Consider the following 24,782-nt stretch of genomic DNA (forward strand, 5'->3'; position numbering starts at 1 on the left):
TAATGCGGATGATTATTCACCCGCGCCGATCAAACGCCAGCTTGGCCGCAAGACCGAGAAACACGCATCCGGTAAAAATCTGAAAGCCACGCGCCACCCGTTTTGATCGCGATAATATCACACCAAGTTTCCCGGCAAATCCGCCCACCAGACAATTGATCATCGTCCCGCCGATATTGAGGATCAGGCCGAAAATCAAAAACTGCACCAACACCGACCCCCGCGACGCATCGACAAATTGCGGGATGAAGGCCAGCACAAATACGATGATTTTCGGGTTGAGCAGATTAACCACAATCCCGTCCCGCCATGCGCGAAAGGCGGATGATTGTGTGGTTCTGGCTGGTGCCAGATTTTGATCACTGGATCGGAAGGCATTGATCGCCAGCCACACCAGATATGCAATGCCAAGCCAGCGCAAAACTTCAAGCGCCACCGGATGGGCCGCAACCAGTGCCGCCAGTCCCAATCCGGCCAAAAGTGTGTGGATCATCGCACCCGTGGCAATCCCAAGACTTGCGGCATTGCCAGCAACCGGGCCGGATTTAATCCCCTGTCCCAGACAAAACAGCATGTCATTGCCCGGCGTCATATTAAGGGCCAGGGCGGTGGGGATGAAGATGGCCAGTGTTTCAATCGGGATCAGCATGGGACGCATCCTGTAAGGACAGTATGGATTGAGTTGGTCAACTTACTCAGTCAGCTTCCCGCACCATATCGATGCAGGGCAGAGCCGTTTCGTTTAAGCCAGTGTTGCTGTTTCTTGGACGGGCCATACAGATCATCCACCACGGCCCAGAACCGCGCACTGTGGTTCAGTTCCTGAAGATGGGCGACCTCGTGGGCGACGACGTAATCAAGCACATCTTCGGGGGCCAGAACGAGTCGCCAGCTAAACGCCAAATTACCGTTTGAGGAGCAACTGCCCCAACGGGTGCGGGTGTCTTTCAGCGATATCCGATTGATTTTCTTGCCGATTTGGTCGGCATATTCTTGGGCGCGCGGGGCGATTTCAAGTTTGGCCTGTTTTTTCAGGAAATCGGTCACCCGTCGGTTGGTATGTTCGGGCAATCCCGATACCCAGATCACCCCGGCCTCGGCCCAGACCCCGCGTTTTGCGTCGGGGACGGCGCGGATGGCGTGGTCTTCGCCCAGAAACGGAATCCACGCGCCGGGCACGAACTGTACGCGGTCGGGCAAGCGTTGAATGTGGGCGGCTACCCAATCGCTGTGCTGATCGAGCATCGAAAGGGCGACTTTTCGTGAAATTCCGGTGGGTACGACGATTTCGACCCCGTCAAACGCCGGATCAATCCGCAGTTTGAGTCGCGACGCGCGCGCGCTGGGCCGTAAACGGACCGGCAGCGGGCCAATTTTGGGCAGGTCTATTTCGGTTTCTTCGGTGTTTTTGAGCATTCGGAGCGGTTTTTTCCAAAAGCGAGGCAATATTTTACGGGTTTTTGCGCCTTTTTGGCACCAAGCCCAATCTTGGGTCTTGCCCCTCACTAGTGTTTTCCTATACTCCGCGCTCAAGGTCTAGGGCTCTTTGTGCAAGATGGGGCAGATTTTGCATAAAGAGCCGTCGGAGCGCCTTACAGGCTTTTCGGGGCCCGATGCAATCAACAGATTGCGTCTATGGCAGGGAACTATGACAGGGAACCGGGCACGCGTGTGCCATTCCCTGAAGTGTATTGAAAAAGAAAGGCGTCACTGCAATGAGCGATCAGGTCAAAAAGGTGGTGCTTGCCTATTCAGGCGGGCTTGATACCTCCATCATCCTGAAGTGGCTTCGTGAACAGTATAACTGCGAAGTCGTGACCTTCACCGCCGATCTCGGCCAGGGCGAAGAGCTTGAGCCCGCCCGTAAAAAGGCAGAGATGTTCGGCGTGAAGCAAATCTTCATCGAAGATCTGCGCGAAGAGTTCGTCCGCGATTACGTCTTCCCGATGTTCCGCGCCAATGCCCTGTATGAAGGTGTTTACCTGCTGGGTACGTCGATTGCGCGGCCCTTGATTGCCAAACGCCAAATCGAAATCGCCAAGGAAGTTGGGGCCGATGCCGTCTCACACGGCGCGACCGGCAAAGGCAACGATCAGGTTCGTTTCGAGCTTGGCTATTATGGCCTTAAGCCTGACGTTAAGGTGATTGCACCGTGGCGTGAGTGGGAATTGAATTCCCGTACAGCACTGCTGGACTTCGCCCAGAAGCATCAGATTCCGATTTCGGCCGACAAGGCCGGTGGCGATGAGCCGCCCTATTCGACGGATGCCAACCTTCTACACATTTCCTATGAAGGCAAGGCGCTTGAAGATCCGTGGACGAAGCCGAACGAAAATATGTTCATGCGCACGGTTTCGCCGCAGAACGCACCCGATGCGATCACCACCATCGAAATTGAATTCGAAAAAGGTGATCCGGTTGCAATCAACGGCGAACGCATGAGCCCGGCCACCTTGCTGACCGCCCTTAACGATGTTGCGGGCAAAAACGGTATTGGTCGTCTTGATCTGGTTGAAAACCGCTATGTCGGCATGAAGTCGCGCGGCGTGTACGAAACCCCGGGCGGCACGATCATGCTCACCGCGCACCGTGCGATGGAAAGCATCACGCTGGACCGCAATGCGGGTCACCTTAAAGACGAGCTGATGCCGCGGTACGCCGAAATGATCTATAACGGCTACTGGTGGTCGCCAGAACGTCAGGCCCTGCAGCGCCTGATCGATGACACCCAGCGTTCAGTCAACGGCACGGTCCGCCTTGATCTTTACAAAGGCAATGTCACGGTTACCGGGCGCAAATCGCCGAACTCGATCTATTCCGAAGAACACGTCACGTTCGAAGCCGACACCGTTTATGACCAGCACGATGCAGAAGGCTTCATTAAGCTCAATGCGCTGCGTCTGCGCCTTGGCTACGGTAATGACGATCTGAAATAATCACGCATTTAATTGTGTGAGGATTGGAACGAGGGGTGTCAAAGCCCCTCGTTTTCTTTTATCAGCCCGGATATAACGGGGCGTGACAAATTGGGCCGGGCTAAGCCCGATGGCCCGCGCCAACAAATTTTGAGAGCCCATGCAACGCTATAAATGCACCGTCGAATATGATGGCCGCCCCTATCACGGGTGGCAGTATCAGGACGAAGTGATTTCGGTTCAAAAGGTGTTTGAAACCGCGATCGAGGATTTCGTCGGTGAATTCGTGCGTGTGTATGTATCGGGCCGGACGGACGCCGGGGTGCATGCGCTCGGCCAGGTGGTGCATTTCGATTTGCCGAAATATTACCCGGCCGAAGCGGTGATGAATGCGATCAACCATTACCTTAAACCGGCCCCGGTCGCGGTAAAGCTGTGCGATGAAGTCACCGAGGATTTCCACGCGCGGTTTTCATCAAAAAAACGCTACTACATGTATCGCATCATCAATCGTCGGGCCCCGCTGACCTTTGAAGCCGGGCTTGCCTGGGGGGTTTACAAACCGCTTGATATCGATGCGATGAACGAAGCCGCCCAGCATTTGATTGGCACGTTTGATTTCACCAGTTTCCGCGCCAGTGAATGTCAGGCCAACAGCCCGATCAAGACGCTGGAAAAACTTGAAGTCACGCGCAGCATCGAAGATCCACTTGAAATCCGCATCCACACCGAAAGCCGGTCGTTCCTGCATCATCAGGTGCGCAACATGGTGGGGACACTGGTTCTGGTTGGTAAAGGAGGCTGGAAGCCAATTAGGGTGAAAAAAGCACTTGAGGCCTGTAACCGTGCGGCGGGCGGTCCGACAGCACCAGCGGACGGACTGTATTTCGTCAAGGTAGATTATTAGGGTCCTGACCTTAGGTTCGGTCCCCCGATTTTGACCGTCCTACAACAAGAAATCCAATCATTGAATCAATAAACAATGTGTCCTGATGGACGGCGTGAGTTTTGCTTTGCCCTTTTTTCGTCGGGCTGTGGGCAGGCTTGTTGTTGCTTACAAGGGATCATGGAAATTTGAGCTTAATGGTTTCGAAACCAAAGACCTAGTTCAATGACAGGTCACAAAATACTATACGAATGGAGTGCTTGTAGTATTATATACATTATAAAGGATCTAATTCGGGCACCAAGACCCATAGGAAATGTACCTTAATCCACACGGCTGCCTGATCTTTTTCTCGGTAGCTCTAGTGAATCAGAGAGTGATCATGTCTAAGAGTCTGATTTTAAAAGTTGCCTTGGCTGCTGTCGCCATCCTTATCGGGGGTGTTATATTGCTTGGTGCGTTGATCATGCAGCGTGTTGATCAACAAGTTGCCAGCGATAGTCTTGCGTCTCAGAAACTCAATCTTCGTGTTGCAGCATTGTTGCTACAGGATGCCAACCCCGACTTTAACATGGTGATCACCAAGGATGGCGAAACATCCAAACTGGTGATGCCGGAAATCCCTGATTTATCTTCCCACGCCCTGATTGACCGTATTGGCACGGCCACCGGTCAAACGGCAACCGTGTTTGCCTATGTCCCGGCGGAAGAAGATTTTATCCGTGTTTCAACCAACATCATCAAGCCCAATGGTACACGTGCGGTCGGGACAATGCTTGGCAAAGGCAGTGCGGCTTATGCGCCGATCATGTCGGGCAACACGTTCCGCGGTGAAGCGCTTATTCTTGGTACGGAATATGTTACGCAATACAGTCCGATCATGACGCCGGCTGGCGATGTTTTGGGCATTTTGTATGTTGGTATTAAAAAGGCAGAAGTCGCTGCTGTTGCTGGTGAGATCGAAGCGCGTATCGCCATTGTTGGTGTGATCATTGCCGTTGTCTCGGCCTTCCTTCTGATTTTGTTGCTGCGTTGGCAGCTTGGCCCGCTCCGGGTGCTTAGTCAGACGATTTCGCGTTTCGTTGAGCGCGATTTCAGCGAAGAGGTATCCTTTACCGAGCGCAAGGACGAGATTGGATTGATTGCCAACGGGTTGGTGCGCTGGCGCGAAACGGCGGCCAAAATCGACGAAGCCGAAGAAGCCCGTGTTGTTGCAGAAAAACGGTCCAAACAGGCAGCGATTGATCAGCGCAATAAATTGGCGGTTGAACTGGAGCAGTCTATTGGTCAGATCGTCACATCTGTTCGTGCGGCGACCGGTGGTATGTTGAAATCAACCAACTCGATGCGTGATTCTGCAAATCATTCGGTTAATCAAAGCCAGAAGGTTTCAGAAGCAGCCAATGATTCGGCCCGAAACGTTCAAACGGTTGCCTCGGCAACCGAAGAACTGTCGGCATCAATCAGCCAGATTGGCGGTCAGGTCCACGAGTTCGACTTCTATCGCCGAGGCTGCGGTGGGTGAGGCATCGCGGGCCAATGAAATGGTTGGTGGACTTGCCGAGGCGGCCGAACGCATTGGTCAGGTTGTCAGCCTGATTAACGATATCGCATCGCAGACCAACCTTTTGGCCCTGAATGCGACGATTGAAGCCGCGCGCGCAGGCGAAGCGGGCAAAGGTTTCGCCGTGGTGGCCCAAGAGGTCAAAAACCTTGCCAACCAGACGGCGAAGGCCACCGACGAAATCGCCCAGCAGATCGGTGCTATTCAGGATGAAACCAAGGTCACGGTGGAAGCCATCGAGAAGGTAACCCAGACAATCTCGTCGATCAGCGAAATTGCCAACGGCATTGCGTCAGCCGTGTCCGAGCAAAACTCGGCCGTCAACGAAATCGCCAACAGTGCAACAAGCGCCTCTTCAGGATCGAACGAAGTGGTTGCCAACATCGACGAAATCCATAAAGCCGCCAGCAGCAGCGGCGCTGCGGCGGGCGAACTCGATGCGACTGTTGGTGACCTGGCCAAGCAGATCGATACCCTGCAGGATACTGTTTCAGAGTTTCTGTCGCAGTTGCGTGCAGGTTAATTAAAACGTTCGGGTGAGCTTCGGCTCACCCGATGCTACCGCCCGCATCGCAACGGGGCATCCCGCCACACTGATGGGTAAGTCGGCATGTTATTTCGGTGCAGGGTGTTTCTGGTTTTCTTCTGTGCGGGTCAGGGCCATGGTGACCTTGCCCAGCGCATCCAGCAAAACGCGTTGTTCCAGACTGTTTAAGCCTGACAGGGCAGTTTCGTTGACCTGATTGACGATGGCCTGAATGTCTTGTGCCTTGTCACGGGCCGCAGCACTCAACCGGATGTGGGTAATGCGGCGATCTTCGCCGTCTTTTTCCCGCTCGATCCATCCATCGCGTTCCATGCGATTGAGCGTCGCGGCCATGGTAGGCTGTTCAATGCCAGCACCAAGGGCCAACTGCTTTTGCGTGCGTGCCGTGCCATTCGCCAGCGCAAAGAAAACCGGCAGGTATCCACTGCTCATGCCCATGGGTTTGAGTTTCTGGTCAATGGCACGCGCAAACAGGCGTGCAGCCCAATTGGTCATATACCCCGCAGACTGGGTTCGTTTCAGCGGCATGGAGGCTCCTGTGTGCATTTGGATACATAGCTTGCTATGTAATATATAGCATGCTATTTAAATACGTGTGGCGCCACATCGCAATCCTTGTTCAAAAAGAGATGACGATGTCCATATCAACAAACACTCTATTGCGCACCCTTCACCGTATTGCCGGTGGGGCGGCGTTCCTTTTGATTGCTACGTTCTGGCTGGCAACAGTGCTTGTCGAACTTGGTGGATCACATGTTCAAATCGTTGCTGTTAAAACGGCAGTTGCGTGGGGGGTACTGCTGCTTGTTCCCACACTGGCTGCGACCGGTGCGTCAGGTTTTCGTTTGGCGCGCGGGCATATTTCCGGTGTTTTGGCACTCAAACTGCGCAGGATGAAATTCATTGCGGCCAATGGCCTGCTCATCCTTGTCCCAAGTGCCGTATCTTTGGCGATCCTTGCCAATCGCGGTGACCTGGACGGCCTGTTTGTCCCGCTTCAGGCGGTTGAATTGATTGCCGGTGGGGTCAATCTTGTTCTGATCGGGTTAAACATTTGTGATGGGCTGCGCATGCGTCGCCTTGCCGGGCGTGATACCCGGTACCGTGCTCCTCTGGCCCGATGATATTTGTCTTACCCGAATATCCAGTGCCACAAAAACGGAATGGTGATGGCGGTTGCCATGGTGTTTAACCCCATCGCCAATCCGGAAAAAGCCCCCGCCGTTTCATTGACCTGAAAGGCGCGTGCGGTCCCAATCCCGTGCGATGCGACGCCCATGGCAAAGCCCCGTGCCCGCCAGTCTTTCAATCGCGCCATATTCATCACCATCGGTCCAAGGGTTGCCCCGACAATACCCGTGGCAATGACGCAGACCGCCGTCAGGGCGGGAACGCCACCAATGTTTTCGGCAATGCCCATGGCAACCGGGGTGGTCACCGATTTTGGGGCCAGTGACGCCAGTGTTTCCGGGCTTGCGCCCAAAGCCCACGCCAGAAGAACCGTGCTGGCACTGGCAACCAACGATCCGAATAAAACGCCAAAGACAATCACCGGCATGGCGCGTTTAAGCGTTTCGGTCTGACGAAACAGCGGCACGGCCAAGGCAACGGTGGCCGGGCCAAGCAGGAAGTGCACAAACTGTGCGCCTTCGAAATAGGTGGCATAGGGCGTGTCTGTGATCTTGAGAAGAAACGCGATCAGGGCAATGGCGATCACGACCGGATTGCACATCGGGTTGCGGTTGCTTTTCTGATACAGCCAGAACCCGATGGAATAGGCGACAAGCGTGATGGTAAGTCCCGTCAGCGGCTTGGTCAACAGATAAACCCAAAGCTGTGTGATATCGGTTTCCATTACGATGCATCCTTTGCGCTATCGGGGGTGGATACATCGGTTTGTTTGGGCAGAAGCTTTGACATCAGCATCGCGGTCAGCACGATGGCGAGCAAGGTCGAGACAATCAAAGCCGCCGCAATCGGTAGCCAATCGCCCTTAAGGCGATCAATCTGGGTGACAACGCCGACACCGGCGGGGACAAACAGCAATGAGAAATGGATCAGAAGGTTATCTGCCGCATCGGTCAGGACCTTTGGCGGTTTGCGACTGATCAGCAAGCCAAAGAACAATAAAACCAGACCGATCACAGGTCCGGGTACCGGCAGGTCAAACAGTTCCGATATGACTTCGCCAAACAATTGGCAAACAAGGATCAGGGCGAATGCGGCAATCATCAATGGCCTCCCGATAGGTGCAGTTCGTTCATGCGTTTCTGAGCCTATGACATAATGGCATTCGGGGTATTAGACTTTTACTAATAACGAAAAACGCCCGTGCCGAATGGGCACAGGCGTTTGATGTTACGGGTGTTTCCCGAAAAAGATGGACGGTTTTATGCCACCGACGTTTCCGCGCAGGGGCGAACCCATCGTTCGGTGGCCGGAATCACCCTATGCAGCCTGTCGCCGATTACAGAATATCGAGCACGTTTTCAGGCGGACGTCCCAGAACGGCCTTGTGGCCATTGACCACAATCGGGCGTTCGAGGGCGCGCGGATGGGCGCATAGGGCTTCGATCAGATCATCGCCACGCAGATCGGCAATGCCTTCTTCGCGGGCTTCTTTTTTGCGCAGGATGTCTTCGGGCTGCATGCCGAGCATCTCAATCAGTTCCGACATTTCTTGCGGGGACGGCGGTGTATCGAGATAAAGAATGACATCGGGTGTGATGCCTTTTTCTTCGATCAGGGCCACTGTCTGACGCGATTTGGAACAGCGCGGATTGTGATAGATGCGGACCATCATGTCTGGGGTCTCCGTATCAACAGGGATGCAAAAGGATGGATTAGTGATAACCGCCTTTGATCCGGCGATCAAATGCCGTCAATCATCGACAACAGATCATTCAGTTCATCAAGGTCGCTGTTGATGATGCGGGTGGCGGTGTCATAGCCAAACCCTTGACGGGCGAGGGCAGCCATATCCTTTTCACGTTTTTCATCGCGGATATCAGGGCGTCGCCATGGGCCAAGACGCCGACGACGGGCATAGGCAGCGGCGGCGGCAATGTTGGGATCGGTGCCGCGGACCTCGTCATAGGCGGCTTGTTCGGCCTCGGCCTTAAGGTCCTTGAGTGCGGTATCAATCTGATCGGATGCGATCCCGCGTGATGACAAGTCAGCGGCAATAACCCGCATGGCTTTGCCCTTGCGAAAAAGCGATCTTGCCCGTCCCTTGGCATAGGCATCATCATTGATAAAACCGGCTTTTTCGCACGTGCTTAGAACCGACTTCATCCAGTTTTCGGCTTCTTCGGGATCGGTGCCATATTCCGCCGCCGACAGACGTATTTTACCACGCATCAGTTTTTCAAGCCGGGCACGTGAGGCGGCAAACCGTTCAAGATACCAGGTCGCATAATTCATCAGATAGTCACGCGTGACACGGCGCGGGCGGTTGGCTTCGCGCGGCTTGTCCTTGGCGTTTTGGGTGTCTTTCCGGTTTGAAGTCGAAAAACGGGCATTTCCGACCGGCTTGTTTTCGCCATCAGACTCCAGGGTTTCCGGGCCTTGGCGCTGTTTTTGTGTCATGTTCGCCATCATGAATGAATACGCACCCTTGCAACAAGTACCCTACTCTCCCTATTTTACCGGCAATTGTCTGCATTTTTCCGAAGGAAATTCTATGAGTGAACTAGCCCCACGTCAGATGGGCGCGGTCAATTGGCTTGGTCTTTGGACGCTGTATGCCAAGGAAGTTCGACGCTTCCTCAATGTGCATCTGCAAACCATTGGCGCGCCGGTTGTGACCAGTCTTCTGTTTCTTGCTGTGTTCCTGCTGGCGCTTGGCCGGGCGGTTGAGACAGTAAATGGCATTGCCTTCGCCACCTTCCTCGCCCCTGGTCTTGTCATGATGACCATGGCCCAAAACGCCTTTGCCAATTCATCAAGTTCGCTGACGATTGCGAAAGTTCAGGGCAATATTGTCGATGTTTTGATGCCACCATTGTCAGCCGGTGAAATGGTTGCCGGGTTTGCCTTTGGTGCGGTGACCCGTGGTGTAATGGTGGGTGCTGTTACCGCCATTGTCATGGCGTTCTTTGTCGATATCCGTATCCACAACATCTGGGCGATCCTGTATTTCGGGATTTCTGCGTCCTTGATGCTGGCCCTTCTTGGGATTGCGGGCGGCGTCTGGGCTGAGAAGTTCGACCATATCGCCGTGGTCACCAACTTTGTCGTCACTCCGCTGTCGTTCCTGTCAGGCACCTTTTACAGTGCGGACAGCCTGCCCGAAGCGGGTCAGATTCTGGTGCATTTCAACCCGTTCTTTTACATGATTGACGGGTTCCGCTATGGCTTTACCGGCATTTCGGACGGCACCATCATGACCGGCGTGTTTGTTTTGGCAGCGGTCAACGCGTTGCTGTGGTTGCTGTGCTATCGCATGATCAAAAGCGGGTATAAGCTTAAGGCGTAACCACGCCAAACAGCGCGGTCTGGCGTAAAAACCAATCAATCGGGCAGCATCACATCGTGGATGCTGCCCTTTTTCATTGTGGCGGCCAGTTTGTGCTGTGCGGTCTACGGGGTTTTGCGGCGTTGACAGACATCAGGAATCTCTTGATACTCCCCGGCTTCGCGGTATTCTGCCGGAGCTGACCACAGACCATATTGCATTAATTCTGCTGCACTTTGTTTGCTTTTGACGTGCCCTTTGGCAAGGCACAGCGCGCAAGAGCGATGCGGCGCATCGGTCAAGCGATGTAACGCCGCAAAAGGCCGTCAAAAGCAAACCCTTCGGGCCGGGATATCCTTCCGCCCCGCAGCGTCAAAGTCCTTGGCCGTAGCGCCGCTACGCTCTGCGGACTTTTCCTTGCCGGACAGAAGGATGTCTCCGGCAAAGTGGATCAGAATTAATGCAATATGGTCTTGGTCAGGAATGTAATTTCTACCCTAATTCGAGGAATGAAAAAGTGATTACTCCCGTCATGCCGACCTACGCGCGGGCCGATCTGGCCTTTGAGAAAGGTGTTGGACCTTATCTCTTTGCGCAGGACGGCCGACGATTCCTCGATTTCGGGTCGGGTATTGCGGTCAATACCCTTGGCCATTCGCACCCGCATCTTGTTAAGGAACTGACCGAACAGGTTGGCAAACTTTGGCATACATCGAACCTGTATCAGATGCCCGGTCAGCAGAAACTGGCCGAACGACTGATTGCCAACAGTTTTGCCGATACGGTTTTCTTCTGTAACTCCGGTGCCGAAGCCAACGAGGCGGGCATCAAGATGCTGCGCCGCTATCAGCATGTGTCGGGCCATGCGCAAAAGAACCGCATATTGGTCGCGACCAATGCGTTTCATGGCCGAACCTTGGGCACGCTGACCGCGGGCTATAGCGAAAAGTACCGTGAGGGCTTTGGCCCGATGCCTGATGGCTTTGACCGGGTGGCCTTTGGCAATCTCAATGAATTGCGCAATGGCATTACCGAAAACACCGGCGGTATTTTGCTTGAGCCCATTCAGGGTGAAGGCGGGATTTGCAAGGCGCCTGATGGATATCTTGAAGGGGTGCGCAAGGCGGCCGACGAGTTTGGCCTGCTTGTGATGTTTGACGAAGTTCAGACTGGTATTGGCCGGACAGGCAAGCTGTTTTGCTATGAATGGTCGGACATGCAGCCCGATATTGTGTCTTCTGCCAAGGGTCTTGGCGGTGGATTCCCGATCGGTGCCCTTTTGGCCAATGAAAAGGCCGCAGCGGCCTTTTCGCCGGGCATGCACGGGACGACCTTTGGCGGCAATCAACTGGCAACGGCGGCGGCCAATGCGGTGCTTGATGAAGTTCTGAAACCCGGTTTTCTGGACCATGTGCTTGAGATGAGCGGCTTGATCCGTGATGGGCTTGATGCGATTGCGCGCAAGCATCCGGGCTTTATCGATGAAGTACGCGGCAGGGGCCTTCTTTTGGGCATGAAAACGGTGCCAAACAACGGTGATGTTGTTGCCAAACTGCGTGAGTTGAACCTTTTGACGGTTCCGGCAGGCGACAATGTGGTGCGACTTATACCGCCGCTTAACATCACCAAAACCCATGTTGACGAGGCGCTGACCGCAATTGATGCGTGCGCGGCCGCTCTCGCGTCGTAATGGCGCGCAGTAAGGAAGATTGATTTATGACTGATATTCGCCATTTTCTCGATATCGATGTGCTGCCGTCGGGCACGCTGAACGATATTCTGACCCTTGGGGATTCCGAAAAAGCGGGTAAAGCCCCGTTTGGGGACAAGCCGCTTGCGGGTAAGACCCTGGCCCTTATTTTTGAAAAGCCATCGACCCGTACACGCGTGTCATTTGAAGTTGGTATGCGTCAGCTTGGCGGTGATGTTGTCGTACTTGATGCCGACAGCAGCCAGCTTGGCCGGGGCGAAACCATTGCCGATACGGCGCGCGTTTTGTCGCGTTTTGTCGATGCGATCATGATCCGTACCACCGATGAATCCAAGCTTTTGGAAATGGCGAAATACGCCACGGTGCCGGTGATCAATGGCCTGACCGATCAAAGCCACCCGTGTCAGATCATGGCCGACCTGATGACGATCAAGGAACATAAAGGCCGTCTTGACGGGCTTAAATTTGCCTGGGTCGGGGATGGCAATAACGTGTCGGCATCCTTTATCCATGCCTCGTCGAAATTCGGCTTTTCAATGGATATGGCCTGCCCGGCGGGCTATCGCCCCAATCAGGGGATGATTGAGACCGCCAATGCCGATGGCGGCAAGGTGCGGATGACCGACCTTGATAGTGCGCTGGCCGAGGCGGATGTTGTTGTCACCGATTGCTGGGTTTCGATGGGGGACGAAGATTACGATGCCCGCATGGAAGCATTGGCCCCCTATCAGATCAACGCCAAAACCATGGCGCAGGCCAAGGATGATGCGATTTTCATGCATTGCCTGCCAGCACACCGTAACGAAGAAGTCACCGACGAGGTGATTGACGGGCCGCAATCGGTGGTGTTTGACGAAGCCGAAAACCGTCTGCATGCGCAGAAAGGGGTTCTGCTATACTGCTTTAACGGCTTGCCATCGTGAGTAGGCAACCTAAATAAGGCATTACGAATTCGCGAGGGGCAGTTTTGACTGCCCCTTTTGCCATGCTGAGTTATGTAAGCGGGCGTTTGATCAAAGCGTCTCGACAATGACGGGTCGAACTTGATATACGGCCCAGACACGCACAACATCGGAAGCCGAACATGCAGATCGCTGTCGATTTTTGCCAGCCCTTCACGCTGGATCATTCCAACATCCGTGGCCGCTTTACGCGCCTTGGCCCATTGGTGCAGACCATCATTGGTCAGCATAGTTATCCTGCGCTTGCCAACCACCTTTTGGGTGAGATGATTGGCCTTGCGGTGTTGTTGTCGTCGTCGTTGAAATATGACGGGCTGTTTACCCTTCAGACATCGTCGGACGGGCCGATCAGCATGCTGGTTGTCGATGTTGACAGTGACGGCAATGTACGGGCGTGTCTTCGGGTTGATGAAGACCGACTCAATACCCTGATCGCCGCTGAAGAGGGCGGGGAAGAAGCGCTTCGCGGGCAGGTTCTTAAACTGATGGGCAACGGGCATATTGCCTTTACGGTCGATCAGGGCGATGAGCATGAACGTTATCAGGGTATTGTGTCGCTTGAGGGGGCTACCCTTTCGGAATGTGCAGAGGCCTATTTCCGTCAGTCCGAGCAGCTTGAAACCGCCTTTAAACTTGAAGTTCATCAGGGTGAGATTGATGCCGACTGGTGGGTTGGTGGATTGTTCCTGCAACGCTTGCCGGTCAGTGCATCTGGCGATGCCGCCACCCCGGAAGAAGGCGAAAAGGTTGCCGAGGACTGGAACAGATCAAAAATCCTGATGACCAGTGCGACGGAAACCGAACTTGTCGATATCTCACTGTCGGCACATGATTTGATCTGGCGCCTGTTCCATGATGAGGAACCCCGTGTGTTCGAACAGGCGGAATTGCGGTTCAAATGCCGCTGTTCGCGCGAAAAGATCGAAGGCGCGCTTGTGACCTATCCGCTCGACGAATTGCTGTCGATGCGCGAAAGTGACACCGGTGAAGTTGCGGTGTCGTGCCAGTTCTGCAACACGCGCTATGGCTTTAACGAAGCAGACATTCGGGCTTTTAAGGCCGATGACGCGCAAAGTTCATAAAAAGATTACAGCGCATTAGCCTGTCACAGGCTTGCCTTAATCATCACGCAACGTCACCATGGAAAACCAAATCCATGGTGACGTTTTTGTATGAGTTTTGAATGACGAGGGAGTTTGATTTCATGAAGGTATTGTCCATCAATGGCATGCGCGCAAGCATTGCCGGTGTCATGGTTGCGCTGCTGGCGGCCTGCACCAGCACGCCGGTGGCAAATTACCCCGATGTCACCTGGCGTCATCTTCAACCGATTGTGTTTGCCGCCGGGCCGGTTGAAAAAGTTGCTGCGTGGGATTCAAAAGTGAATGGTTCCATGGTCAGCAGCCTGCCCTTCAGCCTTGGCAAAATGGCAATGAACTGGCCCGATGACCGTATCCAGACGGCCGGTACCAGCGACATGCTGCGCTATTCCGTGACCGAGGCATCGATCACGTCAAACGCGCTTAAAACGACCAAGGGCATCAAAGGTGCCTTTACCGATGATCAGTCAGAAAATATCGAGCTTAAGGTTGCCGCCAAGCTTGAACTTCTCGATGCCAATGGTGTTCAGAAGGGCGAAGTGCAGGCCATGGCCGCACGGTCGCACACACTTTCAGAATCAATGTCGGTCGCCGAGCGTGAAAAGGCAATTTACGACGAAACAGCGACCTTGCTGATGGATCTGGACCGCGAACTTGAACGTCAGATCAACGCCAATCTTGGACGTTTTCTGGTCCGCTGAATAGGTCCTGAGCCTAAGACGCGAAATCCGTTATGTATGACAAAAGCCCGGCAGGTGATCTGCCGGGCTTTTTATTTGTCTGATGATTGCGTTTTGCCCGACTTAGCGGAACATCATCACCGGGACATGGCAGGACCGGACCATTTCGGTGGTGGTGCTGCCGATGATCAGATTGCGGATGCGCGAATGGCCATAGGCGCCCATGACCAGAAGGTCGATGTTATCGGCTTCGATCCGGTCCTTGATCACGTCTTCGGGTTCGCCTGCGGCGAACTCGGCGTTGACGCTATAGCCTGCGGTGCGCAGGATTTCAGCGGCCTCATCAAGTTTTGTCTGCAGGCTGTCGGTTGATTTGCCAACGCACAGCAAGGTGCAGGGCAAATCGGTAAACAGCTTGCCCGCGGCAATGTGGCGCACGGCCTTCATGGCACTTTCCCCGCCATCAAAGGCGATCAGGAATTTCTCGATCGGTTTGAATGCGCGCGATGCCACCAGAACCGGTTTGTGGGCGGCACGGACAACCCGTTCAAGGTTCGATCCCAGATGCAGTTTGGCAAAATCGGCGGCTTCACCGCGTTTGCCAATCACGATCAAATCGGCATCGCCTTCAAATTCGGCAAGGCTTTCGATCAGATCGCCGTGGCGTAATTTGGTGCCGACGGTTTTAAGGCCACCTTCCTCAAGCCCGGATTTGGCTTCTTCAAGAAGAAGTCGCCCGCGTTTGAGCTCAAGCTTGGCTTTTTGCTCATCCAGATCGGAAAGTTCCTTGAGCAATGCTGTGCGTGCACCAAGCTTAAGATTACCACTCAGATCAGCAGGTTCGGAACCCACACCGCGCCGGCCCAGAACATGCATCAGGTCAACCGAGGCGCTGGTGCGCTCGGCAACCCAGCGTGTCAGGTCGCAAACGCTTTGCGAATAACCCGATCCGTCAATCAATGCGATCAGATGTGTCATGATCGTTCCCCCTAGTGGCCCATCAGGCGTTCAAGCGCGCCGGGCTTATCATGGATGGCCAGTTTATCGACGATTGTTTCACTGGCTTCATTGAGACCGATCAATTCGACCTCGGCCCCTTCACGACGGAATTTCAGCACGACCATGTCAAGGGATGCAACACTTGAAATATCCCAGATATGGGCGTGGCTGACATCAATCGTGACCTTGTCCAGCGCTTCCTTGAAATCAAAGGCGGCGGTGAAATCATCGGCCGAGGCAAAGAACACCTGTCCTTCGACCAGATAGGTGCGATGGCTGCCATCATCGGAAACGGTACTTGAAACACGAAAAATCTGCGAAATTTTCCAGGCAAAGAAAATACCCGACAGCAACACACCGACCAGAACCCCGATCGCTAGGTTATGGGTACCGACCACGGTCACAACTGTTGCCAGCATCACGATGGACGAGCTGCGCGGATGTTCGCGCAAGTTCTTGATCGACGACCAGCTGAATGTCCCGATGGAGACCATGATCATGATCGCTACAAGGGCGGCCATCGGAATGATGCTGACAATGTCGCTAAGCACGACAATCATGAACAGCAGGAAAACCCCGGCGACAAAGGTTGACAGACGCCCGCGTCCACCCGATTTCACATTGATCACCGACTGGCCGATCATCGCACATCCGGCCATGCCGCCGATAAAGCCGGTGGCGGTATTGGCGATGCCCTGACCAATGCATTCGCGGTTCTTGTTGGACGGTGTATCGGTCAGATCATCGACGATCTGGGCCGTCATCAGGGATTCCAAAAGGCCGACAACCGCAACCGCCGCCGAATAGGGGAGAATAATCATCAGGGTTTCAAGGTTGAGCGGAATGTCGGGGATCAGGAAGATCGGCAGGGTCGAAGGCAGTTCACCCATATCACCCACTGTGCGCAGATCGGCATTGATAAACAGCGAGATGACGGTCAGGACAATGATACAGACCAGCGGGGACGGGATGGCTTTGGTAAGGCGCGGGAACAGATAAATAATCGCAAGCCCGCCCGCGACCATGGCATAGGTCACCCATGTGACATTGGTCAGTTCGGGCAATTGCGCCATGAAGATCAGGATCGCCAGCGCATTGACAAAACCGGTCATCACCGATTTCGAGACAAATCGCATGACGTAGCCGAGTTTGAAAATGCCGGCAAAAATCTGTAGCAAACCGGCCAGAACCGTTGCGGCCAGCAGATATTCAAGCCCGTGTTCACGCACCAGCGTGATCATCAGGACCGCGGTGGCCGCCGTTGCGGCCGAAATCATGCCCGGACGGCCGCCGACAATGGCGGTAATCACGGCAATCGAGAAAGAGGCATAAAGCCCGACCTTCGGGTCGACCCCGGCGATGATCGAAAAGGCGATGGCTTCGGGGATCAGGGCAAGGGCCACGACGATCCCGGCCAGAATGTCACCACGGATATTGCCAAACCATTCGGTCCGCAATTGCGGAAGGAAATCGGTGTTCACAGACTTGTCTCCAGTCGAAATTTCATATTGCCGCGCCATCTGGCGGACAAAAGCAGATAGAATTCAGGAATTTGGGTAGGCGGAACGCTGTTTCGTCACTGCCACGCGTGTAACATCGGCGCTGAAAAAAAACAGGCCGGTCGCAGGCAGGAATTTATCGAAACAGTTCTTACATCGGCCCGGTGTCCGTCAAAGGATAAGCAAGGTTTGCCGCATTGCAGCGCCGATTTACTTAAAGCAATTCCATATTTGGCACAACCGGTAATATTAAACCGGGCAGAGATAAGGGGGCTTTGAAACGTAAAAAGGGCTCGGCGCAAAAGGCCCGAAACCGGTTCTGTGTGGGGCCGATCATGGGGTGGCAGAAAAAAGGCCTGACCCCGAAAAGGCGGGATCAGGCCGGATTTTGGCCGGGTTTTTTGGGGGAGGCTTTTATTCGTGCAGGCTTATGCGTTGTCGCGTACGGCTTTGGCAATCGCCTTGCCACAGGTGATCGTATCGGCCGATCCGCCAAGGTCGGCGGTACGCAGCGTCTCATCGAGCAGGATGTTTTCAATGGCGCGCATGATGGCGTCATGGGCATCGGTATGCCCCAGATGATCAAGCATCATTGCCCCGGACCAGATTTGGCCAATCGGGTTGGCAATGCCCTTGCCCGCGATGTCGGGGGCGGACCCATGTACCGGCTCAAACAGGGACGGGAATTTACGTTCCGGGTTGATGTTGCCCGATGGTGCGATGCCGATTGTCCCCGTGCAGGCCGGGCCAAGGTCCGACAGGATGTCGCCAAACAGGTTGGATGCGACCACCACGTCAAAGCGGTCCGGGTTCATGACGAACTGGGCGGTCAGGATATCGATATGATATTTGTCCCAGCTGACATCGGGATAGTTTTTCGCCATTTCGACCACCCGTTCATCCCAATAGGGCATGGTGATTGAAATGCCGTTCGATTTGGTTGCCGAGGTCAGATGTTTGCGAGGGCGTTTTTGCGCCAGTTCAAAAGCATATTTCAAAATGCGATCAATCCCGGTGCGTGACATCACCGTTTCCTGAATGACGATTTCGCGGTCCGTGCCGGGATACATCTTACCCCCGACCGAGGAATATTCGCCTTCGGTGTTTTCGCGCACGACATAGAAATCAATATCACCCGGTTTACGCCCGGCAAGCGGGGAGGGCACGCCGGGCATCAGTTTGGCGGGGCGCAGGCTGACATATTGGTCAAAATCACGCCGGAACTGAATGAGCGACCCCCAAAGCGAAATGTGGTCCGGCACCGTATCGGGCCAACCGACCGCGCCAAAGAAAATCGCATCATGATTGCCAACCTGTGCGCGCCAGTCGTCGGGCATCATCTGCCCGTGCTTTTGATAATAGTCACATGATCCAAATTCGAAGGTATCGAATGTCAGATCGATGCCAAAGACATCTGCGGTGGCCTCAAGAACGCGAATGCCTTCGGGCATGACTTCGGTTCCGATGCCGTCACCTGCGATGACTGCGATTTTGTGGGTGGCACCTGTCATGATGTTTTTCCTCCGTCGTGTTTTTATGGTTTGCCGGGAAATCGGAATGACCCTGACAATTGTGGGGCAGTATTCTCAAGATTGGCGGTTGCATTCATCTTAAGCAAGACTTCGTGCAACTGATCAGAGATCTAGGGTCTGAACCCAATTGAAAAAAAAGGCCCCCGCTTAAGAACGGAGGCCTTTTGAAAATTTTCGACAGCCCGCTTTGATTAGCGGTTCTGACGGTTATCAATCAGGTCATCGACGACACCCGGATCGGCAAGGGTGGATGTATCGCCCAGCTGATCATATTCATTGGCGGCAATCTTGCGCAGGATACGGCGCATGATTTTGCCTGAACGGGTTTTGGGCAAGCCCGGCGACCATTGCAGATAATCGGGGCTGGCGATCGGGCCAATTTCCTTGCGGACCCATTTCACCAGTTCGACCCGCAGTTCTTCGGTCGGTTCCTCGTCGGCATTCAGCGTCACATAGGCATAAATGCCCTGACCCTTAATGTCGTGGGGAACACCCACCACGGCGGCCTCGGCCACTTTCGGATGGGCGACAAGGGCGCTTTCGACTTCTGCCGTTCCCATGCGGTGACCCGACACGTTGATCACGTCATCAACGCGGCCAGTGATCCAGTAATAGCCATCATCATCGCGCCGCGCGCCATCACCGGTGGTGTAGGCATTGGCAAAGGTGCTGAAATAGGTCTGGATGAAACGTTCATGGTCGCCGTAGACCGTGCGCATTTGACCCGGCCAGCTGTCCTTGATCACAAGGTTGCCATCGGTGGCCCCGGTGAGTTCGTTGCCTTCGTTATCAAGAAGGCCCGGCTCAATGCCAAAGAACGGCAAGGTCGCCGACCCCGGTTTAAGGTCGGTTGCACCGGGAAGCGGAGAAATCAGGATGCCGCCGGTTTCGGTTTGCCACCAGGTATCGACAATCGGGCAATTCCGGTTGCCGACATGCTCGTAATACCATTCCCATGCTTCGGGGTTGATCGGCTCACCGACCGACCCAAGGATACGAAGCGATGACAGGTCGGCCTTTTTCACCCAGCTTTCGCCTTCGCGCATGAGCGCCCGGATGGCGGTTGGGGCGGTATAGAAAATGTTGACCTTGTGCTTCTCGCAGACTTGCCAGAAACGCGATGCATCCGGGTAGCTTGGCACACCTTCAAACATCAGGGTCGTGGCCCCGTTGGCCAACGGACCATAAACGATATAGCTGTGGCCGGTGACCCAGCCAACATCGGCCGTGCACCAGTAAATATCGCCGTCGTGATAATCAAAGACATATTCATGCGTCATCGACGCATAAACAAGATAACCACCCGAGGTGTGCAAAACACCCTTCGGCTTGCCCGTTGAACCCGATGTATAGAGAACAAACAGCGGGTCCTCGGCATTAACTTCGGTCGGTGGGCAATCGGGTGAGGCGGCGGCACAGGCTTCGTGATACCAAACATCACGTGCATCGTTCCATGCAACGTCCTTGCCGGTGCGTTTAACCACAACCAGCTTTTCAACCGATTTCACGCCGGGATGCGAAAGCGCCTCGTCGGCATTGCGTTTGAGCGGAACCGCACGGCCGCCGCGCAGGCCTTCGTCGGATGTAATCACGACTTTCGCGCCGCAATCCTCAACACGACCGGCAAGGGCTTCGGGGGAGAAGCCACCAAACACGATGGAATGGATCGCGCCAATACGTGCGCAGGCCAGCATCGCAACCGATGCTTCGGGGATCATCGGCAGATAAATGACAACGCGGTCACCTTTGCCCACACCCATCGATTTCAGCGCATTGGCGAAACGGCAGGTGCGTTCATGCAGGTCGCGATAGGTAATATGTTCGGAAACGCTGGGGTCATCGCCTTCGAAAATGATGGCGGTCTGATCGCCGCGTTTTTCCAGATGACGGTCAAGACAGTTGGCCGAAACGTTCAGCGTGCCGTCTTCATACCATTTGATGTAAAGGTCGTTGGCGTCATAGCTGACATTTTTGACTGTGGAGTAGGGTTTGATCCAGTCAATGCGCTTGCCGTGTTCGCCCCAAAAGCCCACCGGATCCTCAATCGACTGCTTGTACATAGCGTCGTATTTGGATTTGTCGATCAGGGCATTTTTTGCGATGTCGTCGGGGACGGGATAAACGTTCGCAGACATATGTGGCCTCTTGTTCGTTTCCTGTTGTCTGTGCGTTCGTACCGGACACCTGCCCGCTCGCAGATAGATGTCTTGCATCGATACGATATTCCGGTGCGGTTCAGGGTCAGAACGTTATGCACATCTGGCCGTTCCGTAACGGCCCGTCGGCATGGCAAACCTGATCCTGTCGCTTGGCGCCTATGCTAGTGCGCCGGGGGTCTTGATGGAATACAACTTAAGGCGGGGGGCATTTCACCGAGAAATCGCCAGATTGCCTTGCGAAAGGTCCCGCCCATGTCTTGCCGGGGCTGTCATGAGAACGGTGTTGGCGGGGATGCCCTGGACAATGATCTAAAGCCATATTCCATATATGTCTTTGAAATATAGTCTAATTTTAGACGTTCGCCAGCGCCCGTGCGACAATATTTTCATCTGATCTTTCGGATTATTTTCACGTTGCGTTGTGGATTTGACGGAACAAAACAGATACAAAGAACGCAGATGATAATGAAATGGTGGGACAATGGATCCGATATCTTTGGCCGCAGGGGCTGTTTTGGCTTCTGTGGTGGCGCTCGTATTTGGCGGATTAATGATCAAACGCATCAAAGATGCCGCCGATGCCCAGACAGAGTCGCGCACAGCCCTTGTTTCGTCGCAGCTTGAGCAAACCGAAGCCACACGTCGTGATTTGGCAAGCGAGCTTGCGATCACCCGCGACAAACTGGCCGAGGCGGCGGAAAAACGCGCCATTGCCGAAACCACAGCCCACCGGGTGCCTACCCTTGAAGCCGAGATGAAAGAACTGCGCACTATTCTTGATCAGTGGCGCGAAAAGGGATCGGAACTTGAAACCGCGTTAGAAAAAGAACGCGAAGCCGCAGCAGAGAAGCTTGCGATGCTTGAAGATGCCAAAATCAAGTTGCTTGATAGTTTCAAGGCGCTGTCGTCCGATGCGCTTAAGGTCAATAACGACGAGTTCATGAAGCTGGCGCGCGAAAACTTTTCGCGCATGCAGGAAGGGGCCAAAGGCGACCTTGAAAAGCGTCAGCAGGCAATTGACGGCATGGTCAAACCGATCCGCGAACGGCTTGAGGCGTTTGACACCAAGGTTAACGAGCTTGAGAAAAACCGTAAGGAAGCTTACGGCGAGCTGCGCGAGCAGGTCGGCACATTGGTGCAATCGCAAACCAAGCTGACCAAGGAAACCCAGACGTTAAGCTCCGCACTACGCTCAAGTTCGTCGGTCTCGGGGAAATGGGGTGAGTTGCAGCTTCGGCGTATTGTTGAACTGGCCGGGATGCTCAAACATTGCGATTTTGACGAACAGGTGCATTTCAATACCGACGAAGGTGTTCAAAAACCCGACATGGTTATTCACCTGCCGGGCGGGAAAAACATCGTCGTTGATGCCAAGGCGCCGACATCGGCCTATCTTGAGGCGATTGACGAAAAATATGACGATGATCGTCGCGAAGCCTTGATGGGCACCTATGTGACCAACGTGCGTAAGGTGATCTCGGAGCTTTCGAAAAAATCCTATTGGAAATCGGTTGACAGCCCGGAATTTGTTGTGCTGTTCCTGCCCGGTGAAAGCTTCTTTTCAGCCGCCCTTGAACGCGATCCGCGCTTGATCGAAGACAGTTTCCGCGATGGGGTGATTTTGGCGACCCCGACCACCTTGCTTGGGTTGCTGAAAGCCGTGTCATACGGCTGGCGACAGGAAGCCCTGGCGGAAAGTGCGCGTGATATCAGTGAAATCGGCTTGCAGCTTTATGACCGTCTGGCGGCCCTTGCCAAGCATTTCTCATCGATGGGTAAATCGCTTGAAAGCACGGTGAAGCATTACAACAAGACATTGGGATCGTTGGAAGGCTCGGTACTGGTGTCTGCACGCAAATTGAAGGAAAAGCACATCGTTTCCGACGACCGCATGATCGAAGAGCCTTTGCCGTCAGAAACCCATGTGCGCGAGATCACCAAGATGGAGCTGATTGGTGGTCCGGACGGCGAAACCGACACAGAATAATATGATCACATGATCGGCACATGCCCCAAACCGGCCCCAAAACTGGAGCCGAACATGGCTGATGTCTGTGTCGTGCGGGGCAGTTTGCTTGACTTGCGGTCACGGAAACCTTATCTCGAAGCGCGAAATTCGCTATAATCAGATGACGCCCCGGATGGGCATCAGTTTTAGATATCAGTTCGAAATCGGATTACAGACCAATGGCCCTGCGTGAAATTCTTATTGTTCCAGACCCGCGCCTTAAGAAAGAGTGCGAACCGGTCACTGAGGTGAATGATGAGATCAGACAGCTTCTAAGCGACATGCTTGAAACCATGTATGCCGCACCGGGCATCGGTCTGGCCGCACCCCAAATCGGGGTGATGAAGCGCGTGGTGGTCATGGATGTGTCCGACGATAAGGACAAGCCCGAACCCTTGAAGCTGATCAACCCGGAAATCATCTGGGAATCCGAGGATACTTCGATCTATCAGGAAGGTTGCCTGTCGATCCCGGACCAATATGCTGATGTCGAGCGCCCAATTGAAGTCGGTGTGCGTTATCTTGACGAAAACGGTAAAGAGCAGGAAATCGAAGCTGATGGCTTGCTGTCAACCTGTATCCAGCATGAGGTGGACCACCTTGATGGCATCCTGTTCACCGATTATCTCAGTGCGCTTAAACGCAACATGATCCTGAAAAAGGTTCAGAAGCTTCAAAAGACCAAAAAGTCGGCCTGAGCAATCAGTGCCGCGATGGATCAAGGGCCGGTTTTCCGGCCCTTTTCTTTTGGCTGTTTCTGAAGCGTTGAATCATCAAGGCCGACAATCCAGCCTTCGCGATTTTGAATGGTGTCATCAGTGGGCAGGTTTTGTAGGCGTTTGCCATTGGCAATCAGGATCAGCCCCATGACACCCACCAGCGCGTCAAAGGCATCATCCTTGCCCTGATCCGGGCCAAAGCCATCCTTGATATCGTCAATCACCGCAGGCAGGATTTCAATGTCGTTGTCGCGTGCTGTTGCAATGAGACGGGCAACCGCCATGGCCCGACTGTCGCGGTTGGACTTGGTCACATCGCCAATGCCCAGCCACGCATAAACCTCTGCCGGATAGGTTTCGATGAGCGTGATGCCGGGGCGGTTCGTGCAGGTGGCAAGATCACCGGAATATGGCCAGATGTTAAAGCCGTCCTGATGGCCGGGAATGATCAGGTTTTTCAAACCATGCAGCATGCCCTTGCCAACCTGATTGGCACCCAATGTCCAGAATGACGGGCAGGCGGCATTGCGGTTATCAGTTGCATGTTCGCATTGGCGATGGAGGTCTTTGAACTCGGAAAGGCCAAGGCGCTTAACAAGGTCGTCGCGTGTGACGCTGCCTTTGACACCTGATGACTTCGGGTAGAACGGGCGTTTGTGGGTGATTTCGATCTTTGTCGCACAGACGTCAAAGAAGTCCTGCCACTCGGGAGTCGTAAGGAGGCCAAGAAGGGTGATGAAGTCATCAACACCTGCGGCTTCATACCAGCGATTGGCAAACCCGATGGGCATATCAAGACCCAGCCAGATTGACTGGCTGTTGCCGTGATCGGTCAGTGATTGGCGAAACTGGTGGAGCATCCCGACCGGTTCAATCGCATGGATTTGCCAACCGGCATTGCAGCGTGTCGCCTTGGCGACCCATCGGCCGGTCGATGAGATGCTCCAGTCGGCGTGCCAGATATGGTCAATATCATATTTGCAGGATTTGGCGCAGGCTTGGCTTGTCATTTGATCAAGATAGCGCCAAATTGCCGCCAAGCGAT

The 24,782-nt window shown here is 54.2% G+C and carries 24 protein-coding genes; 12 read left to right on the plus strand and 12 right to left on the minus strand.

The features are described from left to right. Positions 1–16: 16 nt before the first annotated feature. Positions 17–649 (minus strand): LysE family translocator, encoded by a 633-nt coding sequence (locus AC0VXT_RS00180; RefSeq protein WP_475547012.1) that lies wholly within the window; start codon positions 647–649, stop codon positions 17–19. A 50-nt stretch (positions 650–699) separates the two neighbouring features. Next, positions 700–1,416 (minus strand): M48 family metallopeptidase, encoded by a 717-nt coding sequence (locus tag AC0VXT_RS00185; protein WP_101301142.1) that lies wholly within the window; start codon positions 1,414–1,416, stop codon positions 700–702. A 299-nt stretch (positions 1,417–1,715) separates the two neighbouring features. Here AC0VXT_RS00185 and AC0VXT_RS00190 point away from each other — a divergent pair, with 299 nt between their 5' ends. From AC0VXT_RS00190 to AC0VXT_RS00205, 4 genes are all read left to right on the plus strand, one after another. Next, positions 1,716–2,936 (plus strand): argininosuccinate synthase, encoded by a 1,221-nt coding sequence (locus AC0VXT_RS00190; RefSeq protein ID WP_101301140.1) that lies wholly within the window; start codon positions 1,716–1,718, stop codon positions 2,934–2,936. Positions 2,937–3,075: 139 nt separating this feature from the next. Continuing rightward, positions 3,076–3,822: a tRNA pseudouridine(38-40) synthase TruA gene (gene truA, locus AC0VXT_RS00195; protein WP_475547013.1), complete on the plus strand. Its 747-nt coding sequence runs from the start codon at positions 3,076–3,078 to the stop codon at positions 3,820–3,822. Between the two features lie 361 nt (positions 3,823–4,183). Then, entirely contained in the window at positions 4,184–5,326 is a 1,143-nt protein-coding gene (locus tag AC0VXT_RS00200; protein ID WP_475547014.1) for a Cache 3/Cache 2 fusion domain-containing protein, read from the plus strand. After that, the gene (locus AC0VXT_RS00205; protein WP_475547015.1) at positions 5,319–5,888 is read left to right on the plus strand and encodes a methyl-accepting chemotaxis protein; all 570 of its coding nucleotides are present in this window, start codon (positions 5,319–5,321) and stop codon (positions 5,886–5,888) included. The genes AC0VXT_RS00200 and AC0VXT_RS00205 overlap by 8 nt, the downstream gene beginning before the upstream one ends. Positions 5,889–5,978: 90 nt before the next feature. Here AC0VXT_RS00205 and AC0VXT_RS00210 read toward each other — a convergent pair whose 3' ends face one another. Continuing rightward, complete coding sequence (locus AC0VXT_RS00210; protein ID WP_475547016.1) at positions 5,979–6,440, minus strand: MarR family winged helix-turn-helix transcriptional regulator; 462 nt, start codon at positions 6,438–6,440, stop codon at positions 5,979–5,981. A gap of 107 nt (positions 6,441–6,547) precedes the next feature. Here AC0VXT_RS00210 and AC0VXT_RS00215 point away from each other — a divergent pair, with 107 nt between their 5' ends. Beyond that, positions 6,548–7,036 (plus strand): hypothetical protein, encoded by a 489-nt coding sequence (locus tag AC0VXT_RS00215; RefSeq protein WP_475547017.1) that lies wholly within the window; start codon positions 6,548–6,550, stop codon positions 7,034–7,036. Positions 7,037–7,044: 8 nt separating this feature from the next. On the opposite strand, the gene AC0VXT_RS00220 is transcribed toward AC0VXT_RS00215, so the two are convergent. The 4 genes from AC0VXT_RS00220 to AC0VXT_RS00235 all read right to left on the minus strand — a co-directional run bounded on the left by AC0VXT_RS00220 (position 7,045) and on the right by AC0VXT_RS00235 (position 9,500). Further along, a complete protein-coding gene (locus AC0VXT_RS00220) occupies positions 7,045–7,767 on the minus strand; it encodes an LrgB family protein (protein ID WP_475547018.1) in 723 nt (240 codons plus the stop codon). Further along, a complete protein-coding gene (locus AC0VXT_RS00225; protein WP_101301129.1) occupies positions 7,767–8,144 on the minus strand; it encodes a CidA/LrgA family protein in 378 nt (125 codons plus the stop codon). The genes AC0VXT_RS00220 and AC0VXT_RS00225 overlap by 1 nt, the downstream gene beginning before the upstream one ends. 235 nt (positions 8,145–8,379) lie before the next feature. After that, positions 8,380–8,715, minus strand: a complete 336-nt coding sequence (arsC, locus tag AC0VXT_RS00230; RefSeq protein ID WP_475547019.1) for an arsenate reductase (glutaredoxin) — start codon at positions 8,713–8,715, stop codon at positions 8,380–8,382. 68 nt (positions 8,716–8,783) lie between these two features. Beyond that, on the minus strand, positions 8,784–9,500 hold the full coding sequence (locus tag AC0VXT_RS00235; RefSeq protein WP_475547020.1) for a regulatory protein RecX: 717 nt from the start codon (positions 9,498–9,500) through the stop codon (positions 8,784–8,786). A 94-nt stretch (positions 9,501–9,594) separates the two neighbouring features. On the opposite strand from AC0VXT_RS00235, the gene AC0VXT_RS00240 reads away from it, so the two are divergent. The 5 genes from AC0VXT_RS00240 (at position 9,595) to AC0VXT_RS00260 (ending at position 14,842) form a co-directional block, all read left to right on the plus strand. Beyond that, on the plus strand, positions 9,595–10,389 hold the full coding sequence (locus tag AC0VXT_RS00240; protein ID WP_475547021.1) for an ABC transporter permease: 795 nt from the start codon (positions 9,595–9,597) through the stop codon (positions 10,387–10,389). A gap of 511 nt (positions 10,390–10,900) precedes the next feature. After that, on the plus strand, positions 10,901–12,058 hold the full coding sequence (locus AC0VXT_RS00245; RefSeq protein ID WP_412778347.1) for an aspartate aminotransferase family protein: 1,158 nt from the start codon (positions 10,901–10,903) through the stop codon (positions 12,056–12,058). A 26-nt stretch (positions 12,059–12,084) separates the two neighbouring features. Beyond that, positions 12,085–13,002: an ornithine carbamoyltransferase gene (argF, locus tag AC0VXT_RS00250; RefSeq protein WP_475547022.1), complete on the plus strand. Its 918-nt coding sequence runs from the start codon at positions 12,085–12,087 to the stop codon at positions 13,000–13,002. A 161-nt stretch (positions 13,003–13,163) separates the two neighbouring features. After that, positions 13,164–14,123 (plus strand): Hsp33 family molecular chaperone HslO, encoded by a 960-nt coding sequence (gene hslO, locus AC0VXT_RS00255; protein ID WP_475547023.1) that lies wholly within the window; start codon positions 13,164–13,166, stop codon positions 14,121–14,123. 122 nt (positions 14,124–14,245) lie between these two features. Beyond that, positions 14,246–14,842 carry a hypothetical protein gene (locus tag AC0VXT_RS00260; protein ID WP_475547024.1) on the plus strand — a complete coding sequence of 199 codons (597 nt, stop codon included), beginning with the start codon at positions 14,246–14,248 and terminating at the stop codon, positions 14,840–14,842. Positions 14,843–14,944: 102 nt separating this feature from the next. Here the strand turns inward: AC0VXT_RS00260 and AC0VXT_RS00265 are convergent, their stop codons facing one another. The 4 genes from AC0VXT_RS00265 to acs all read right to left on the minus strand — a co-directional run bounded on the left by AC0VXT_RS00265 (position 14,945) and on the right by acs (position 20,986). Beyond that, positions 14,945–15,799 carry a universal stress protein gene (locus AC0VXT_RS00265; RefSeq protein ID WP_475547025.1) on the minus strand — a complete coding sequence of 285 codons (855 nt, stop codon included), beginning with the start codon at positions 15,797–15,799 and terminating at the stop codon, positions 14,945–14,947. Positions 15,800–15,810: 11 nt separating this feature from the next. Further along, on the minus strand, positions 15,811–17,301 hold the full coding sequence (locus AC0VXT_RS00270; protein ID WP_475547026.1) for a SulP family inorganic anion transporter: 1,491 nt from the start codon (positions 17,299–17,301) through the stop codon (positions 15,811–15,813). Positions 17,302–17,747: 446 nt separating this feature from the next. Continuing rightward, positions 17,748–18,830 carry a tartrate dehydrogenase gene (locus AC0VXT_RS00275; protein ID WP_475547027.1) on the minus strand — a complete coding sequence of 361 codons (1,083 nt, stop codon included), beginning with the start codon at positions 18,828–18,830 and terminating at the stop codon, positions 17,748–17,750. 212 nt (positions 18,831–19,042) lie between these two features. Further along, positions 19,043–20,986, minus strand: a complete 1,944-nt coding sequence (gene acs / locus AC0VXT_RS00280) for an acetate--CoA ligase (RefSeq protein WP_475547028.1) — start codon at positions 20,984–20,986, stop codon at positions 19,043–19,045. 505 nt (positions 20,987–21,491) lie between these two features. On the opposite strand from acs, the gene AC0VXT_RS00285 reads away from it, so the two are divergent. Continuing rightward, positions 21,492–22,997: a DNA recombination protein RmuC gene (locus tag AC0VXT_RS00285; protein WP_101301102.1), complete on the plus strand. Its 1,506-nt coding sequence runs from the start codon at positions 21,492–21,494 to the stop codon at positions 22,995–22,997. A gap of 200 nt (positions 22,998–23,197) precedes the next feature. Beyond that, entirely contained in the window at positions 23,198–23,716 is a 519-nt protein-coding gene (gene def, locus AC0VXT_RS00290) for a peptide deformylase (RefSeq protein WP_475547029.1), read from the plus strand. Between the two features lie 20 nt (positions 23,717–23,736). Here def and AC0VXT_RS00295 read toward each other — a convergent pair whose 3' ends face one another. Further along, complete coding sequence (locus AC0VXT_RS00295; RefSeq protein WP_475547030.1) at positions 23,737–24,747, minus strand: methyltransferase type 12; 1,011 nt, start codon at positions 24,745–24,747, stop codon at positions 23,737–23,739. Positions 24,748–24,782: the final 35 nt, after the last annotated feature.

This window comes from Thalassospira sp. Z349TD_5, from assembly GCF_056173045.1.

What these genes read in the sequence shown, in the direction of transcription:
- AC0VXT_RS00180 (WP_475547012.1), bottom strand. Translation starts at nt 649, where the DNA reads ATGCTGATCCCGATTGAAACACTGGCCATCTTCATCCCCACCGCCCTG.
- AC0VXT_RS00185 (WP_101301142.1), bottom strand. Translation starts at nt 1,416, where the DNA reads ATGCTCAAAAACACCGAAGAAACCGAAATAGACCTGCCCAAAATTGGC.
- AC0VXT_RS00190 (WP_101301140.1), top strand. Translation starts at nt 1,716, where the DNA reads ATGAGCGATCAGGTCAAAAAGGTGGTGCTTGCCTATTCAGGCGGGCTT.
- truA (WP_475547013.1), top strand. Translation starts at nt 3,076, where the DNA reads ATGCAACGCTATAAATGCACCGTCGAATATGATGGCCGCCCCTATCAC.
- AC0VXT_RS00200 (WP_475547014.1), top strand. Translation starts at nt 4,184, where the DNA reads ATGTCTAAGAGTCTGATTTTAAAAGTTGCCTTGGCTGCTGTCGCCATC.
- AC0VXT_RS00210 (WP_475547016.1), bottom strand. Translation starts at nt 6,440, where the DNA reads ATGCCGCTGAAACGAACCCAGTCTGCGGGGTATATGACCAATTGGGCT.
- AC0VXT_RS00215 (WP_475547017.1), top strand. Translation starts at nt 6,548, where the DNA reads ATGTCCATATCAACAAACACTCTATTGCGCACCCTTCACCGTATTGCC.
- AC0VXT_RS00220 (WP_475547018.1), bottom strand. Translation starts at nt 7,767, where the DNA reads ATGGAAACCGATATCACACAGCTTTGGGTTTATCTGTTGACCAAGCCG.
- AC0VXT_RS00225 (WP_101301129.1), bottom strand. Translation starts at nt 8,144, where the DNA reads ATGATTGCCGCATTCGCCCTGATCCTTGTTTGCCAATTGTTTGGCGAA.
- arsC (WP_475547019.1), bottom strand. Translation starts at nt 8,715, where the DNA reads ATGATGGTCCGCATCTATCACAATCCGCGCTGTTCCAAATCGCGTCAG.
- AC0VXT_RS00235 (WP_475547020.1), bottom strand. Translation starts at nt 9,500, where the DNA reads ATGACACAAAAACAGCGCCAAGGCCCGGAAACCCTGGAGTCTGATGGC.
- AC0VXT_RS00240 (WP_475547021.1), top strand. Translation starts at nt 9,595, where the DNA reads ATGAGTGAACTAGCCCCACGTCAGATGGGCGCGGTCAATTGGCTTGGT.
- AC0VXT_RS00245 (WP_412778347.1), top strand. Translation starts at nt 10,901, where the DNA reads ATGCCGACCTACGCGCGGGCCGATCTGGCCTTTGAGAAAGGTGTTGGA.
- argF (WP_475547022.1), top strand. Translation starts at nt 12,085, where the DNA reads ATGACTGATATTCGCCATTTTCTCGATATCGATGTGCTGCCGTCGGGC.
- hslO (WP_475547023.1), top strand. Translation starts at nt 13,164, where the DNA reads ATGCAGATCGCTGTCGATTTTTGCCAGCCCTTCACGCTGGATCATTCC.
- AC0VXT_RS00260 (WP_475547024.1), top strand. Translation starts at nt 14,246, where the DNA reads ATGAAGGTATTGTCCATCAATGGCATGCGCGCAAGCATTGCCGGTGTC.
- AC0VXT_RS00265 (WP_475547025.1), bottom strand. Translation starts at nt 15,799, where the DNA reads ATGACACATCTGATCGCATTGATTGACGGATCGGGTTATTCGCAAAGC.
- AC0VXT_RS00275 (WP_475547027.1), bottom strand. Translation starts at nt 18,830, where the DNA reads ATGACAGGTGCCACCCACAAAATCGCAGTCATCGCAGGTGACGGCATC.
- acs (WP_475547028.1), bottom strand. Translation starts at nt 20,986, where the DNA reads ATGTCTGCGAACGTTTATCCCGTCCCCGACGACATCGCAAAAAATGCC.
- AC0VXT_RS00285 (WP_101301102.1), top strand. Translation starts at nt 21,492, where the DNA reads ATGGATCCGATATCTTTGGCCGCAGGGGCTGTTTTGGCTTCTGTGGTG.
- def (WP_475547029.1), top strand. Translation starts at nt 23,198, where the DNA reads ATGGCCCTGCGTGAAATTCTTATTGTTCCAGACCCGCGCCTTAAGAAA.
- AC0VXT_RS00295 (WP_475547030.1), bottom strand. Translation starts at nt 24,747, where the DNA reads ATGACAAGCCAAGCCTGCGCCAAATCCTGCAAATATGATATTGACCAT.